The 15321-nt window shown below is 43.3% G+C and carries 18 protein-coding genes and 1 other annotated feature; of the genes, 17 read left to right on the top strand and 1 reads right to left on the bottom strand.

Annotated elements, in window-relative coordinates:
• The first annotated feature begins 18 nt into the window (after positions 1-18).
• From radC to pheA, 16 genes are all read left to right on the top strand, one after another.
• A complete protein-coding gene (gene radC, locus BN2425_RS11335; protein ID WP_042459194.1) occupies positions 19-708 on the top strand; it encodes a RadC family protein in 690 nt (229 codons plus the stop codon).
• Between the two features lie 160 nt (positions 709-868).
• On the top strand, positions 869-1891 hold the full coding sequence (locus tag BN2425_RS11330) for a rod shape-determining protein (protein WP_042459191.1): 1023 nt from the start codon (positions 869-871) through the stop codon (positions 1889-1891).
• A 93-nt stretch (positions 1892-1984) separates the two neighbouring features.
• A complete protein-coding gene (gene mreC / locus BN2425_RS11325; protein WP_042459188.1) occupies positions 1985-2866 on the top strand; it encodes a rod shape-determining protein MreC in 882 nt (293 codons plus the stop codon).
• Positions 2863-3381, top strand: a complete 519-nt coding sequence (gene mreD, locus BN2425_RS11320) for a rod shape-determining protein MreD (RefSeq protein ID WP_042459185.1) — start codon at positions 2863-2865, stop codon at positions 3379-3381. Before mreC ends, mreD begins: the two co-directional genes overlap by 4 nt.
• Before the next feature lie 130 nt (positions 3382-3511).
• Positions 3512-4192 (top strand): septum site-determining protein MinC, encoded by a 681-nt coding sequence (minC, locus tag BN2425_RS11315; protein ID WP_042459182.1) that lies wholly within the window; start codon positions 3512-3514, stop codon positions 4190-4192.
• A 1-nt stretch (position 4193) separates the two neighbouring features.
• Positions 4194-4997: a septum site-determining protein MinD gene (gene minD, locus BN2425_RS11310; protein WP_042459179.1), complete on the top strand. Its 804-nt coding sequence runs from the start codon at positions 4194-4196 to the stop codon at positions 4995-4997.
• A gap of 147 nt (positions 4998-5144) precedes the next feature.
• Positions 5145-5930, top strand: a complete 786-nt coding sequence (locus BN2425_RS11305; RefSeq protein ID WP_235714615.1) for a M23 family metallopeptidase — start codon at positions 5145-5147, stop codon at positions 5928-5930.
• Positions 5923-6789 carry a M50 family metallopeptidase gene (locus tag BN2425_RS11300; protein WP_042459173.1) on the top strand — a complete coding sequence of 289 codons (867 nt, stop codon included), beginning with the start codon at positions 5923-5925 and terminating at the stop codon, positions 6787-6789. The genes BN2425_RS11305 and BN2425_RS11300 overlap by 8 nt, the downstream gene beginning before the upstream one ends.
• Positions 6790-6837: 48 nt before the next feature.
• Complete coding sequence (locus BN2425_RS11295) at positions 6838-8301, top strand: Rne/Rng family ribonuclease (protein WP_042459170.1); 1464 nt, start codon at positions 6838-6840, stop codon at positions 8299-8301.
• 47 nt (positions 8302-8348) lie between these two features.
• Positions 8349-8431 (top strand) — a sequence feature (ribosomal protein L21 leader region).
• 13 nt (positions 8432-8444) lie between these two features.
• Entirely contained in the window at positions 8445-8753 is a 309-nt protein-coding gene (rplU, locus tag BN2425_RS11290) for a 50S ribosomal protein L21 (RefSeq protein WP_042459168.1), read from the top strand.
• A 12-nt stretch (positions 8754-8765) separates the two neighbouring features.
• Positions 8766-9107, top strand: a complete 342-nt coding sequence (locus BN2425_RS11285; protein ID WP_042459165.1) for a ribosomal-processing cysteine protease Prp — start codon at positions 8766-8768, stop codon at positions 9105-9107.
• Positions 9108-9413 carry a 50S ribosomal protein L27 gene (gene rpmA, locus BN2425_RS11280; RefSeq protein WP_042459162.1) on the top strand — a complete coding sequence of 102 codons (306 nt, stop codon included), beginning with the start codon at positions 9108-9110 and terminating at the stop codon, positions 9411-9413. It begins immediately after the preceding gene.
• A 195-nt stretch (positions 9414-9608) separates the two neighbouring features.
• Entirely contained in the window at positions 9609-10148 is a 540-nt protein-coding gene (locus BN2425_RS11275; protein WP_042459159.1) for a sporulation initiation phosphotransferase B, read from the top strand.
• 64 nt (positions 10149-10212) lie between these two features.
• Complete coding sequence (gene obgE / locus BN2425_RS11270) at positions 10213-11505, top strand: GTPase ObgE (protein WP_042459156.1); 1293 nt, start codon at positions 10213-10215, stop codon at positions 11503-11505.
• Between the two features lie 28 nt (positions 11506-11533).
• On the top strand, positions 11534-11983 hold the full coding sequence (locus tag BN2425_RS11265) for an ACT domain-containing protein (RefSeq protein WP_042459154.1): 450 nt from the start codon (positions 11534-11536) through the stop codon (positions 11981-11983).
• 60 nt (positions 11984-12043) lie between these two features.
• A complete protein-coding gene (gene pheA, locus BN2425_RS11260; RefSeq protein WP_042459151.1) occupies positions 12044-12898 on the top strand; it encodes a prephenate dehydratase in 855 nt (284 codons plus the stop codon).
• A 634-nt stretch (positions 12899-13532) separates the two neighbouring features.
• Here the strand turns inward: pheA and BN2425_RS11255 are convergent.
• Positions 13533-14066, bottom strand: a complete 534-nt coding sequence (locus tag BN2425_RS11255; protein WP_042459146.1) for a transcription repressor NadR — start codon at positions 14064-14066, stop codon at positions 13533-13535.
• Positions 14067-14275: 209 nt separating this feature from the next.
• Between BN2425_RS11255 and safA the strand changes: the two genes are divergently transcribed.
• A partial coding sequence (gene safA / locus BN2425_RS23435) for a SafA/ExsA family spore coat assembly protein (RefSeq protein WP_052352841.1) occupies positions 14276-15321 on the top strand: 1046 nt, incomplete at its 3' end.

Raw genomic sequence — 15321 nt, 5'->3', positions numbered from 1 at the left:
TACAAAGGGAGGAAAACAATGTCCACTAATACGTTAATGATCCGTGATTTCCCTCAAGATGAACGGCCAAGAGAACGATTTATCCAGCATGGCCCGCAAAGCTTATCGAATCATGAATTAATTGCGATTCTACTTCGTACAGGTACAAAAGAGGAATCAGTCTTACAATTATCTAACCGCCTGTTAACCCATTTTGAAGGGCTAAGGCAGTTAAAAACCGCTACATTAGAGGAGATAACAGAAATAAAAGGAATTGGTTCAGCCAAGGCGATTCAAATTTTGGCAGCTGTTGAAATTGGCCGTCGAATTGCTAACCTAAGTTTTACTGACCGTTATGTCATCCGCTCACCAGAAGATGGTGCCAATTATGTGATGAATGACATGCGTTTTTTGTCCCAAGAGCATTTTGTATGCTTGTATCTCAATACCAAAAATCAGGTCATTCATAAACAAACCATTTTCATCGGCAGTCTCAATGCATCAATTGTGCACCCAAGGGAGGTTTATCGCGAGGCACTAAAGCGCTCCGCTGCTTCCATTATAGCGGTTCATAATCATCCTAGCGGCGACCCCGCGCCAAGCAGAGAAGACATTGATGTAACAAAACGGTTGGTCGAATGCGGAAAGATTATTGGCATCGACTTATTGGACCACCTGATCATCGGGGAAAATAAGTTTGTGAGTTTAAAGGAAAAAGGGTATTTATAATACTATGATTTTGCTTAACGTTGCGCTATAATATTGGTTATGATTTTTCAAGAGCGCTGTCGACACAGCTATAAAAGGAATAGAACCTTGGTAGGATCATGAAAGTAAATCACCTGCCATTAATTTTTGCATTTCGTATCAGAAAGGGAGATACAACACGATGTTTGGATTTGGAACAAAAGACCTAGGGATTGATTTGGGAACCGCCAATACCCTTGTATATGTGAAAGGAAAAGGAATTGTCTTACGCGAGCCATCTGTAGTGGCTTTGCAGACTGATACAAAACAAATCGTTGCCGTTGGTAATGATGCAAAAAATATGATTGGCCGGACACCCGGAAACGTGGTCGCTACACGCCCGATGAAGGATGGTGTCATTGCCGATTTTGAAACAACTGCAGCGATGATGAAACATTTAATTCGCCAAGCCCAAAAGACAAAAGGCGTTTTTGCTGGCAAGCCGCATATCATGGTATGCGTTCCTTCAGGAATTACCGCTGTTGAAGAGAGGGCTGTCATCGATGCTACCAGACAAGCGGGAGCAAAAGACGCTTATACCATTGAAGAGCCGTTTGCTGCAGCAATCGGGGCCAACCTTCCTGTCTGGGAGCCGACTGGCAGCATGGTGGTGGATATTGGCGGCGGTACGACTGAAGTGGCGATTATCTCCCTTGGGGGTATTGTTACCTCCCAATCGATTCGAATTGCCGGTGATGAAATGGACGACTCCATCATTTCCTACATCCGCAAAAACTACAACTTGTTGATTGGTGACCGTACTGCAGAAATGGTGAAAATGGAAATCGGTTCTGCCGGCACACCGGAAGCCATTGAAAATATGGAAATCCGCGGCCGTGATTTATTGACAGGTCTGCCAAAAACAATTGAAATCACTGCCAAAGAGATTGCCTCTGCATTAAATGATACCGTTTATGCAATAGTCGAAGCGGTGAAAAATACTTTAGAAAAAACTCCGCCGGAATTAGCTGCTGATATTATGGATCGTGGGATCGTCTTGACTGGTGGGGGAGCGTTGCTTCGCAATTTGGACAGGGTTATTAGTGAAGAAACGAAGATGCCGGTTTTAATTGCTGAAAATCCATTAGATTGCGTGGCCATTGGGACAGGCAATGCGTTAGATCATATTCATCTGTTTAAAAATAAAGCAAAGGACTCACGTTAAAGCACCAGGCTTCCAGTTTACAAGTTAGCATGCTGGAAGCTGAAACTGGTGATGCAACGTGATGTTCCATCTAAAAAATAGAGGTGTTTCATCATGCCACAGTTTTTTTTGAATAAACGACTGATCATTTTGCTCGTCAGCATTATTATTCTCGTGGCATTGATTGGGTTTTCATTAAGGGAGAGAAGTAAATTAACTTGGCCGGAGCAATTCGTTAAAGACACAACCGGTTGGGTTCAATCCCTGGTTTCAAAGCCTGCCAACAGCTTAGCAGGCTTTTTTGAAAATCTCCAGGATTTGCAAAATACGTATAAAGAGAATAAAGAATTAAAAACACGGGTAGAAAAAATTGCTAGCCTTGAAGCGGAAATTCAGGCACTAAAGAAAGATAATGAAGATTTACGGGACATTAACGGCGAATCAAAAACCTTAAGAGACATGGACCCATCGCCAGCTACCGTGATTGGGAGAACTCCGGACCGCTGGCATGAGATGCTGATTATCGACAAAGGCAGCTTGAAAGGCATCAAGAAAAACATGGCGGTCGTAACAGCCAATGGCTTAATTGGAAAAGTCAAAAGTGTGAACCAATTCAGCTCTACTGTCCAGTTGTTGAGTGCCATGGATCCAAAAAACCGGATTTCTGCCCTGATTCAATCTGATACCAATGTATTTGGGTTTGTCCAAGGGTACGACGATAAACAAAAGGTATTGTTAGTGAAAGGAATCCCTTCTGGTGCGAAAGTGGAAAAAGGACAAACCGTTATTACCTCTGGTCTTGGCGGAGTTTTTCCACAAGGATTGCTAATCGGAAAAGTCGTTGACGTAAAGCCTGACCAGTACGGATTAAACCAAACCGCACTAGTGAAGCCAGGCGCTGATTTCTATGATATTGAAAACGTCCTGGTCATCAAACGATTAATGACACAGCCGGAAACAAGCGATATGTCAGATGGGAAGGAGGAGGACTTGTGAGAAAATTCCTTCTTCCTCTTTTGTTTTTAGCACTATTTATTAGTGAAAGTTTGTTTGTCCAGTTTATGCCCGAGAAGGTATTCGGACAAAGCAAAATTTTAGTTCCACATTTCTTATATGCTGGTCTCCTATTTTTTACAATTTATGTTGGTAAAAACAAAGGAATCATCTACTCAGCCATTTTCGGCCTGCTATTTGATATCGTCTATGTGGAAGTGCTGGGGATTTACTTGTTTCTCTTCCCATTCATCGCCTACCTCGTGACGAAAGTGATGCAAGTGATGCAGTCCAACCTCATTGTTTCCTCAATCGTTTCGCTTGCTGGGGTTGCTCTGCTTGAAATAGGCGTTTATGAAATGAATTTTTTAATCCATGTCACTGATTTAGAATTTATGGACTTTATCAATCTTAGGTTTTATCCTACACTTATATTGAACGCCATTTTTATTTTACTAACTGGATTCCTGTTCAAACGCTATTTTGAGAAGGTTTCCGAAGCCATGAATGATGATTAATTGAAAAAAAGAGGAGAATGGACACAGCCTGTCGAATTATTTTTAGATAGTGTGTGTTTATAAGGGAATAATGGATAGACCTTGAAAATCCCAAGATGGTTTTCCTAATTTATGAGGTGAAAAATTCTCCATGAAAAAACGGCAAAATGTTACAATAAAGGGGACAAAGGGCGGCCTGGTCTTGCATCTGGATGACAACTGTTCCTATCAGGAGCTAAAACGAGAGCTGGATGAAAAGCTCTCCGCCAATACCAGAACGCAAGACGATCGTCACTTGTTACCTGTTACGGTCAATATTGGTAACCGGTATTTGACAGATGAGCAGATGGAAGAACTGAAAGAATTAATCCGACAAAAGAAAAACTTGGTTGTGGATGGAATTGAATCGAATGTTTTAACTAAAGACGAGGCCAAGCGGCAACGGGAAGAAACAGAGGTTGTAACCGTTACAAGTATCGTACGTTCTGGCCAAGTACTACAAGTAACCGGGGATTTGCTCTTAATTGGCGATGTCAACCCGGGTGGATCCGTCATTGCTGGCGGAAATATTTTTGTGATGGGGACATTAAGAGGAATGGCACATGCCGGCTGTAACGGAAATGAGCAGGCGGTTATTGCTGCCTCCAATCTGAAGCCTTCCCAATTGCGCATTAGCGATTGCATTAATCGGATTTCCGAGGCATGGCAGAATGAGGACAAACACGATATGGAATGCGCGTACATAAATGAGAACCACCAAATTGTTTTTGATAGAATACAAACCTTAATCAAAATAAGGCCTAATTTAACTAGATTAGAAGGGGGACATTAAAGTGGGAGAAGCAATCGTAATTACATCGGGTAAGGGCGGCGTCGGTAAAACGACAACCTCAGCCAACATTGGCACTGCACTAGCCCTCCAAGGAAAGAAAGTATGCTTGGTAGATACCGACATCGGTCTTCGAAACTTGGATGTCGTAATGGGGCTTGAAAATAGAATTATTTATGATTTAGTAGATGTGGTAGAAGGTAGATGCAAAATCCACCAGGCGTTAGTAAAAGATAAGCGTTTTGATGGGTTATTGTATTTGCTCCCTGCTGCTCAAACTGTTGATAAATCAGCCGTAAAACCGGAACAAATGCAGGAACTCATAACGGAATTAAAGCAAGATTATGATTATATCGTGATCGATTGCCCTGCTGGTATTGAGCAAGGCTATAAAAATGCCGTAGCCGGTGCCGATAAAGCGATTGTAGTCACCACGCCGGAGGTCTCAGCTGTACGGGATGCCGATAGAATTATTGGGCTGCTGGAAAAAGAAAAGCATATGGAATCACCGAAATTAATCGTTAACCGGATTCGGAATCATATGATGAAAAGCGGTGATATGCTGGATATTGATGAAATCACCCAGCATTTATCTATTGAACTGATTGGGATTGTTGCTGACGATGAAGAAGTGATCCGTGCTTCCAACCATGGGGAGCCGATTGCCCTGAATCCTAACAGCAAGGCATCGATCGCCTATCGGAATATCGCTCGAAGAATTCTCGGAGAATCGATCCCGCTTCAGCCGCTAGAGGAAGAAAACAAGAACGTGTTTAGTAAACTTAAAAAGTTTTTTGGTGTACGATGAAATAGATTGCCTGTCCATAGTTAGTACTGTGGGCAGTTTTTTTATGTCCCAAAAAGTTTTAGAAATTCACCTTTTCTTTTAGGTAAGTCATACTCTGTCCACCCCCATCATAAACTTGTACAAACTGTGTGAAAAGGGTTGATGGGTATGGCGCGATCTACTCCGGATGAAATACGACGGCGAATCGCCAGACGGAAAAGAGAAAAGGGAACAATAGCAAAAGTAGACGAACGGCCTTTAGTCAAGCTAGGAAACGATGATTCATTTGATTGGAATTATTCGCCACCCTCCATAAACAGTAACGATGATGACGGGCACCCGTTATTCAAAAAGGAAGTCTTCTTTTTTAAGATACTCGCCTCGATACTGCTTTTTCTAGGGACCGGTGTTTTATTCCGCAACCAAACGGCCAGCCTTGATTCGGCAAGAAACTTTATCGCGAATACCATGGAAACGGATTTTAAGTTTGCAGTCGTCTCCAATTGGTATGAAGAAAACTTCGGCAAACCGCTCGCACTTCTTCCATTTAACGATAAAGAAGATATTGAAAATAAACAAGAGGTCGTACAAAAAGGAGCTGTCCCTGTTACCGGGAAAATCCTTGAGAACTTCGAAAAAAATGGACAGGGAATCATGATCCAAACAGGCAAAGGATCTCCTGTACAGGTCATCAATGATGGCTTTGTCACTTTCGCGGGCGTGAAAGAAGGACTAGGGAAAACCGTCGTCATCCAGCATGCGGACCAAACCGAAACATGGTATGGCAATTTGGCTGATATCAAAGTCAAACTCTATGAATATATCGAAAACAAAACAGTTGTTGGTACGGTATCTGATTCCACTGGCGATGACAGTAGTAAAGGCCAGTACTATTTTGCGGTGAAAAAAGGGGATGCGTTCATCGATCCAATAAAGGTGATACGAGTTGAATAAAACAATTGGGTTACTCAAACTTGTTCATATTCATCCATTATTATGGATTATTCTTGCTCTCGCCATTGCCACCGCCCGATTCGTGGATGTCTGTTTACTCTTATTGATTATTTTTATCCACGAAATGGGGCATGCAGCGGCGGCTTCTTTTTTTTCTTGGAGAATTAAAAAGATTACCCTCTTGCCATTTGGCGGGGTGGCCGAAATGGATGAACACGGAAATCGACCGTTAAAAGAAGAAGCGATCGTGGTGTTAGCTGGTCCCATGCAGCATATTTGGATGATGGCAGCGGCATATGGTTTGTTTGCCATTCAGCTTTTTCCAGAGGATCTTTTCCAGCTGTTCATCGACTATAACCTGATGATTCTCGTCTTTAATCTATTCCCCATCTGGCCGCTCGACGGAGGAAAACTGGTATTTCTGGCACTTTCCTTAAAGCAGTCGTTTCCTGAGGCGCATCGGCAAGCTCTCGTGATTTCATTCGTAAGCTTGCTGATTTTTTCCGGCTTGGTTTTGTTAAATGCACCAACCCATCTGAATGTATGGGTGGTTATCGCCTTTTTGCTGTTCTCGCTCCATTATGAATGGAAACAGCGCCGGTTTATTTTTATGCGGTTTTTACTCGAGCGCTATTACGGAAAGAAATCAAAACCAAGTGCGCTAAAGCCGATTCTTGCCAATGAACAGGACCTGTTGATTGATGTTTTGGAAAAATTCCAGCGGGGCTGCAAACATCCGATCATTATACAGGCTGGCGACAGGGAGAAACACACATTAGATGAAAATGAGCTTCTCCACGCCTACTTTACGGAAAAACGGTTAACCGATAAAATCAGCGACCTTCTTTTTTTGTACTAAAAAGAGATATAATAAGGGCATTATGGTTAATAAAGTGAGGACGTTGGTTTGGAAACACTAATTATAAATTACAAGTCGAGAGAAAAAAGATTTGCCTATTTAAGAGACAATTCCATAGAAAAAATTATGATTGACCGGCCGGAGCAGCATTCTCTGGTCGGCAATATTTATTATGGGACCATCACCAAAGTATTGCCGGGCATGAATGCTGTTTTTGTCAATATTGGCGAAGACAAGAACGCTTACCTGCACCGGAATGAACTGCCAGCATATTTATTTTCAGCAGACAAACAGAAAAACATTACGTCGTTCGCGCATCAAGGAGAAAAGCTGCTGGTACAGGTAAATAAGGACGCAACCGGTACCAAGGGTCCCAGGGTAACGGGAATCATAGAAATCCAAGGAAATAATCTGATCTACCTGCCTAATGGCCAATACATATCGGTTTCGAAAAAAATAGCCGACGAACAGCAAAAAGCCCGGTTCCGCAAACTAGGTTCAAGGTTAACGACGAAGGAAGAGGGGCTTATTTTTCGAACATCGAGCATCAACAGTACGGAAGAAGAAATCCAACAAGAATTTGATTCATTGCGCGACAAGTACCACGAAATGCAAACGAAAGCAGCTTCTTTAACGAAGCCAGGCATTCTCTATCAGCAAGACACATTTCTTGAACTAGTCGCTAACCAAGCTGTAAGGATGAAAAATGGTGAAATTGTCGTCGATGACCTGGAAATAAAGAAATGGCTGGAACAAAAACATCTCACTGCTGCTGTTACTTTTTATAATGGAAAAGAAAATATCTTTTCCGCCCATACGGTTGAACAAAAGCTGGAAAAAGCATTAAAACGGATTGTCTGGCTTGATAATGGTTCGTATTTAATTTTTGATGAAACCGAAGCGTTGACGATTATCGATGTGAATACAGGCAAGTTTTCCGGCAAAGCGGACTATCGAGATACGGTTTTTAAGACCAATCTGCTGGCGGCCAAGGAAATCATGCACCAGCTTCGCCTTCGCGATATTGGCGGAATTGTGGTAATTGATTTTATTGATATGAGCCGGGAACAGGATAAGCAAGCCATTTTGGATATCATGAAACAAGAAATCGACCGAGATGACAAACGGACCAAACTCATCGGGTTTACACCGCTGGGAATATTGCAGCTGACCCGAAAAAAGACCAAAGTCACATTATCTGAGGCGTTGCAAATCAAATGCCCCACCTGCGACGGCACCGGCCGGATTTTGAGCCCGGAGACAGTGGCATTTCGGCTCGAACGGGAATTGCTAGAACACCGCATGTCAGATGATGAAGCAGTATGGATTGAAACAACACCAGACGTAAAGACAGCATTGCTGGGTCCGGAAGAGGAGCATCGCGGACTGTTGGAACAAATGGTCCAGTTAAAACTCTATTTTTCTCTCCAGCATTCTGTAGAGCCTTATTATGTGTTAAAGCAATTCGGCGATGGTGACGAGATTGCCCAAAAAGCAGTCGAATCCTATTGACACTTTTGCATTTGATATGTTACTATTTTAACGTTATGTTTGTAGCACCCGTGCTACAACCGCACAGAACAGGTAGTAAGTTCTTGCGTGAATTCGCAGGGCACCTGAGATGGCGAGTCTGAGTTAATAAGGAGGTGCAGTTCATGTACGCAATTATCGAAACTGGCGGTAAGCAATTGAAAGTTGAAGAAGGCCAAGCTATCTACATTGAAAAATTAGATGTTGAAGCTGGTGAAACAGTTACTTTTGACAAGGTTCTTTTCGTTGGCGGTGAAACTGTGAAAGTAGGCAGCCCTGTAGTTGAAGGCGCAACTGTTACAGCTAAAGTTGAAAAACAAGGCCGTGCGAAGAAAATCATTGTTTTCAAGTACAAAGCAAAGAAAAACAACCGTAAGAAACAAGGTCATCGTCAACCTTACACTAAAGTTGTGATCGAAAAAATCAACGCGTAAGGTGTTGATTGGATGATTAATGTAACGATTAATCGTACTGACTCCGGATTCATTCATTCGTTTATTATAAGTGGTCATGCCTTTTTTGAAGAACGGGGCAAGGATATCGTCTGTGCAGGCGCATCCGCTGTTTCCGTTGGCTCAATTAATGCAGTTCATGCCATAACGGGTGTGACACCTGAGATTGAACAGGGAGACGGCTTTCTCCGCTGTGTTGTTCCGGAAGATCTTCCGGAAGACATATTTGAGAAAGTTCAGCTTCTTCTCGAAGGAATGGTGATCTCCTTAAAGACAATCGAAGAAGAGTACGGAAAGCACATAAAGATTACCTTCAAAAAGCAGGAGGTGGAATAAATGTTATTAAAATTAGATCTTCAGTTGTTTGCATCTAAAAAGGGAGTAGGTTCTACAAAGAACGGTCGTGACTCTATCGCGAAGCGCCTTGGTGCTAAGCGTGCAGATGGCCAATTCGTAACTGGTGGTTCAATCCTTTACCGTCAACGCGGTACAAAGATTTATCCAGGTGAAAACGTAGGCCGCGGCGGTGACGACACTCTTTTTGCGAAAGTGGACGGCGTTGTGAAATTCGAACGTTTCGGCCGTGACCGCAAAAAAGTGAGCGTGTACCCTGTTGCTCAAGAAGTAGCTCAAGAGGCATAAGCCATTAGAAAACTCTAACCGGTTTGGTTAGAGTTTTCTTTTTAGCTTCTTGCGGAAATACCTTCCATATCATGAACATCCTTCAATAAAGATTGTCCCCAACCTTCTATTCAGTAAAAAAAGCTTACGATTGCTTATTTTTTTGATATACTATCAGCAAACACTTTTCCAAATTTTTTTATTGGGAGCGTATGTATGGAAAAACAGTGGGATATTATTGAAGTGCTGCGGCATTCGCGCCATGATTGGTTAAACAAGCTGCAGCTGATCAAAGGGAACCTTGATTTAAATCGAATAGACCGGGTAAAAGAGGTCATTGATCAAATTGTCATCGAAGCACAGCATGAGACAAAGCTGTCCAATTTGGGAGTTCCTCATTTTGCGGCATTACTGCTAAGAACGAACTGGGAGAGCCGGTCGTTTCTGCTCGAATATGAAGTGTTTGAAGACGGTGATTCAGGAAAAATAAACGATTCAGCCTTAGCTGATTGGTCTAATTTATTCTTTTCGTGCCTGGACCAAGCAGTAGACGTTTATCAGGAAAACCATTTATCAGTAACCATAGACCCGCAATCCGAAGGGATTCGTTTCTTTTTTGATTTTAGCGGAATAATAAGAAATAGTGAACTGATTGAAAAATTCCTTGCTGCACCTAAGGAATCCGATATGGATTTCAGCATTAAGGAATTCTCAGAAAACGAACTCGCATTAGAGGTTTTTATGCCAGTCATGTAAGCACAAAAACCTGGCGATTCTCGTCGCAATCAGCATTTTCAACAAATTCGACGGGAGGAATACAATGTTTGTTGATCGCGTGAAAATTTATGTAAAAGGCGGAGATGGTGGCAATGGAATGGTCGCCTACCGCCGGGAAAAATATGTGCCAAAGGGCGGCCCTGCCGGGGGAGATGGCGGAAAAGGCGCCGATGTGGTATTCCAAGTGGAAGAGGGTTTGCGTACCCTAATGGACTTCCGCTACCAGCACCATTTTAAAGCGCCCCGCGGCGAGCATGGCATGTCCAAGAACCAGCACGGCAGAAATGCTAAAGATATGATTGTCAAAGTGCCTCCGGGTACTGTGGTCATGGATGCGGAAACCAATGAGGTCATTGCCGACCTTGTCGAGCATGGGCATCGGGCAGTGATTGCCAAAGGCGGTCGCGGCGGACGTGGAAACAGCCGATTTGCGACACCATCCAATCCGGCACCTGAAATTGCCGAGAACGGGGAACCTGGTCAGGAGAGAGACGTCATCCTCGAGCTAAAGCTCTTGGCAGATGTAGGGCTTGTTGGTTTTCCAAGCGTGGGAAAATCGACTCTATTATCGGTTGTCTCTTCCGCAAAGCCTAAAATTGCGGAATATCATTTTACTACGATCGTTCCTAACTTAGGCATGGTGGAAACAGAAGATGGCAGAAGCTTTGTTATGGCCGATCTGCCCGGATTAATTGAAGGGGCCCATGCCGGCGTCGGTCTCGGGCATCAGTTTCTCCGCCATATTGAACGGACCAGGGTCATCGTTCATGTGATTGACATGGCGGCCATGGAAGGCAGAGATCCGTTTGAAGATTATCAGACGATCAATCGGGAGCTGAAGGAATATAATCTGCGGTTAACTGAACGTCCGCAAATTATTGTCGCTAATAAAATGGACATGCCGGAAGCAGAGGAAAATCTGAAAAAGTTTAAAGAGCAGTTGGAAGAGGATTATCCTATTTTTCCAATCTCGGCTGTGTCCAGAAAAGGTCTAAGAGAGTTGTTGTTTACTGTAGCCGACAAACTCGAGGAAACACCAGAGTTTCCATTGCAGCATGAGGAAGAAGAGGAAACAGGAGTCAATCGTGTTCTCTATAAACACGAAGCGGGTACAGATACGTTTAAGATTACCAGAGGTCCGGATGGGGTATTTGAGCTTTCTGGAGACAAACTGGAACGTTTGTTTAAGATGACTGATTTTTCAAGAGAAGAATCCGTTCGTCGTTTCGCTCGCCAACTTCGCGGCATGGGTGTAGATAATGCCTTGAGAGAAAGAGGAGCAAAAGACGGGGATATTGTCAGGTTATTGGAGTTTGAATTCGAGTTTATCGAATAAGACAGGCCTTAAAGAGGTAGAAGAGAGAATGGATCACTCAGAGAAAAAGTTTTATTTAGTCCGAGAGGATGTATTATCGGAAGCCATGAGAAAAACCATTCAGGCAAAGGAAATGCTTGAAAGGGGAAAAGCAGAGTCGATTGGGGAAGCAGTTCAAAAAGTCAATTTGAGCCGCAGTGCTTTTTATAAGTATAAAGATACAGTGTTTCCTTTTTCAACGATTAAACAAGAACGGCTGGTTTCCTTGTTCTTTCATCTAGATGACCGTTCCGGTACCCTTTCAAAATTGCTAAGCGTTGTAGCGGATTCTGGCTGTAATGTCTTGACCATTCACCAGACGATTCCGCTGCAAGGGCGGGCAAATGTCACCCTTTCATTAAATACTTCTGGTATGACCAATGAAATGGATGATCTACTTGCAAGATTGAAAAAACTTGAATTTGTAGAGAAGGTTGAAGTGCTGGGAACAGGGGCGTAACGGGAAACCGTTAGCTCCTGTCCGGCACTTCCTTTAGTATAGAAAGGGAGTAGGAGAAACGTGAAAATTGGATATTTGGGACCTAGAGCTACTTTTTGTGAGATTGCTGTCAGAACGGCATTCCCGGAAGGTGAGCTAGCGGCCTTTCGAACAATACCGGAATGTATGGACGCAGTGGTCGAGCAGCAGGTAGACTTCGCAGTAGTCCCATTGGAAAATGCCTTAGAAGGATCCGTCAATATTACGCTTGATTATTTAACCCAAGAGGTTCAAATCCCAATCGTTGGGGAAATTACGTTGCCGATTAAACAGCATCTAATGGTTCACCCTGATAATGCCTTAAATTGGCAGAATGTTACGAAAATCTATAGCCATTCTCACGCAATTGCCCAGTGCCACAAATTTTTACATAAGCATTATAAAGGTGTCCCGAATGAGGCAGTATCATCAACGGCTGCAGCGGCAAAGCTGATATTGGAGAACCCTGGTTTGAACGCGGCCGCCATTGCCAATGAGCTTGCTGCCCAAGAATACGGTTTGACGATCGTGAAAAGGGATATTCATGATTTTGACTATAATCACACCCGTTTTGTTGTATTGTCGGTTAACAATCTTGATTTTCAATTAATGAGTGGTGCTTCGCATTATAAAACCACTCTGATGGTGACTCTTCCATCCGACCAGGCCGGGTCATTGCATCAAGTACTGTCCGCTTTTGCCTGGAGGAAAATTAACCTGTCTAAGATTGAATCAAGACCGATGAAAACAGGGATCGGTAATTATTTCTTTATTATTGATGTGGAAATGAAGTTGGATGAAGTGTTAATCCCTGGTGCCATTGCCGAGCTCGAGGCCTTGGGCTGTGGTGTAACCCTGTTAGGTAGTTATCCTAAGTTAAATGTGAAATTGGACTAAACATGGACCCATTATTTGGGTTCATTTTTTTAAATCTATCCGCTTTTGTCTGGAAATTGGTGCAGTTAGTCTACGTGACCGAAAACAGGAGAAAGAATGAAAATGGGTCACGTAGAGGGGTTCTACGTGACCGAAAACAGAAGAAAGAATGAAAATGGGTCACGTAGAGGGGTTCTACGCGACCGAAAACAGAAGAAAGAATGAAAATGGGTCACGTAGAGGGGTTCTACGCGACCGAAAACATAAGAAAGAATGAAAATGGGTCACGTAGAGGGGTTCTACGCGACCGAAAACAGAAGAAAGAATGAAATTGGGTCACGTAGAGGGTTTCTACGTGACAGAATACAGAAGAGAGAAAGAAATTGGGTAACGTAGAGGGTTTCTAGGTGACCGAAAACAGGAGAGAGAAAGAAATTGGGTAACGTAGAGAGGCTCTACGTGACCGAAAACAGAAGAGAGAAAGGATTTGGGTAACGTAGAGAGGTCCTACGTGACCGAGAACAGGAGAAAGAGCAGGATTAGGGTAACGTAGAGACGTCCTACGTTACCGAATAGAGGTAAAAAAAAAAAAATGGGTCACGTAGAAAAGTTCTCTACGGTGACCTTTATTTTCCGCACTTACAGCGGTCGTAGGCTATTCCATTAAAATTCCTTCTCTGCGTAAAGCATCCTCTACTTGATCAAGAGCAGCTTCACTGGCAGCAGAAATCGTATGGAGGTGAATGCCTCCCGTTAACTCAGATAAAAACGCTGCCTTCGTTTTTCGGACCTTATCCATGAACTGCAGGACTTCCTGGCGGTTCGATACCATAATGGATGCAGTTAGGTCCCCATAAACGGCATGCTCAATTTTAACATCCTTGACCGTGACTCCATGGTCGACAAACAAAAGCAGTTCCTTTTCTGTATCCTCCGGTGTATGTTTACAAGCAATAGTTCTTTCATGGACAGCTATCCCGCTTGCTTGTTTTAAATAAATATACCCTTGGCTAGTCGCAATAATAGGCTCACTTTTTGCTTTTAACAGAGTAATGTCTCCGACAATAACCTGTCTGCTGACATTTGTTTTTTCGGCCAACTCGCTTCCCGTTATCGGTGCCGGGCTGTCTTTTAATAATTGTAGAATAAAGTTTCTTCGTTCTTCTCCAAGTATTTTTCTTTGTTCCATTTCGAATAAACGCTCCCTAACAGTCGGATAATGAACAATTTTAACATACCACTATAAAATTGGAAAACGACAAAGCCCATACAGAAAACCACTTTTGACTCGTACAAACATATTTTTTTTAAAATGCGCATAAGTTTTTGTGAAGATTATTAGCACTTTGCCCATTTTCACATAGACTATATGGACTTATGCATAGGAGGGAAGTCAGAGTGAAAATCCATATCGTACAGAAAGGGGATACTCTTTGGAAGATCGCCAAGAAGTACGGCGTGAACTTTGAAGAGCTGAAAAAATTAAATACACAGCTCAGTAATCCTGATATGATTATGCCCGGTATGAAAATTAAAGTCCCGACCACAGGTGGAACGATAAAAAAAGAAGGGCCCGTTTCAAATCCAGGAGTCAAAAAAGAGGTTCCGCTAAAAGAGCAGCCTGTCAAAGAGATGCCGGTACCAAAGAAAGAGGTTCCAATCAAGGAGGTCCCAATCAAAGAGGTACCTGTCAAAGAAGTGCCAATTGCCAAAGAAGCACCAAAAGCCCCTTATACACCAAAAATGCCCCTGCAAATTATCCCGGAAATAGATGTGAACAATTATTACATGATGAATATGCAACAAATGAAAGTAGAACAGCCGCAGCTTCCGCCGAAGCCTGTGAATATCCTTCCAGAGGTTAAACCGGAAGTACCGAAGGAAAAAGTAATCGAAAAACCAATCACCATGCCTAAGACACCAGTGCCTCCAAAGGAAGCACCAGTCCAAATGCTGCCGCCAAAAGAAATGCCAATCCAAGCGCCACCACCAATGGAAGCGCCGATTGTTATGCCACAGCAGGAGTATTGTGTGCCGGTTACACCAATCTTGCCTGGTTCTGGATTTTGTCCACCTTTTGGAGGGTTTCCTGTTCAACCGTATATGCCATTCCAGCCAGTAGCCGGAATGCCAGGACCCGGAATGGGGGCAATGCCAACAGGATACGTACCGCCTGTAACCATGCCGATGGCGGGAGGGCCAACCTATATGCCGCACGACTTTGATGATGAATCATCCTTTATTCCGCCGGTTCCAGCCTATAATCCTGGTGGAGCTGTAATGGGAGCACAAACAGGTCCATTCCAGCAACCAATGCAAATGGATCCGGGAGTTTATGGCCAGATGCCAATGGGCTACGGTCAGATGCCAATGGGTCAAGGCCAAATGCCGATGGGCTACGGTCAGATGCCAATGGGCTACGGTCAAATGCCAATGGGCTATGG

Origin of the sequence: Neobacillus dielmonensis (genome assembly GCF_000612665.1) — a bacterium.
Classification (GTDB): domain Bacteria; phylum Bacillota; class Bacilli; order Bacillales; family Cytobacillaceae; genus Neobacillus; species Neobacillus dielmonensis.
The sequence above is the reverse complement of the archived record's forward strand: the minus strand, read 5'-3'. Positions and strand labels throughout refer to the sequence as shown.

Bases quoted from the DNA above. Each gene is read 5' to 3' on its own strand.
- BN2425_RS11285 (WP_042459165.1), top strand. From the start codon at position 8,766: ATGATTAATGTAACGATTAATCGTACTGACTCCGGATTCATTCATTCG.
- mreC (WP_042459188.1), top strand. From the start codon at position 1,985: ATGCCACAGTTTTTTTTGAATAAACGACTGATCATTTTGCTCGTCAGC.
- radC (WP_042459194.1), top strand. From the start codon at position 19: ATGTCCACTAATACGTTAATGATCCGTGATTTCCCTCAAGATGAACGG.
- BN2425_RS11255 (WP_042459146.1), bottom strand. From the start codon at position 14,066: ATGGAACAAAGAAAAATACTTGGAGAAGAACGAAGAAACTTTATTCTA.
- BN2425_RS11330 (WP_042459191.1), top strand. From the start codon at position 869: ATGTTTGGATTTGGAACAAAAGACCTAGGGATTGATTTGGGAACCGCC.
- obgE (WP_042459156.1), top strand. From the start codon at position 10,213: ATGTTTGTTGATCGCGTGAAAATTTATGTAAAAGGCGGAGATGGTGGC.
- BN2425_RS11305 (WP_235714615.1), top strand. From the start codon at position 5,145: ATGGCGCGATCTACTCCGGATGAAATACGACGGCGAATCGCCAGACGG.
- rplU (WP_042459168.1), top strand. From the start codon at position 8,445: ATGTACGCAATTATCGAAACTGGCGGTAAGCAATTGAAAGTTGAAGAA.
- rpmA (WP_042459162.1), top strand. From the start codon at position 9,108: ATGTTATTAAAATTAGATCTTCAGTTGTTTGCATCTAAAAAGGGAGTA.
- minC (WP_042459182.1), top strand. From the start codon at position 3,512: ATGAAAAAACGGCAAAATGTTACAATAAAGGGGACAAAGGGCGGCCTG.
- BN2425_RS11265 (WP_042459154.1), top strand. From the start codon at position 11,534: ATGGATCACTCAGAGAAAAAGTTTTATTTAGTCCGAGAGGATGTATTA.
- BN2425_RS11275 (WP_042459159.1), top strand. From the start codon at position 9,609: ATGGAAAAACAGTGGGATATTATTGAAGTGCTGCGGCATTCGCGCCAT.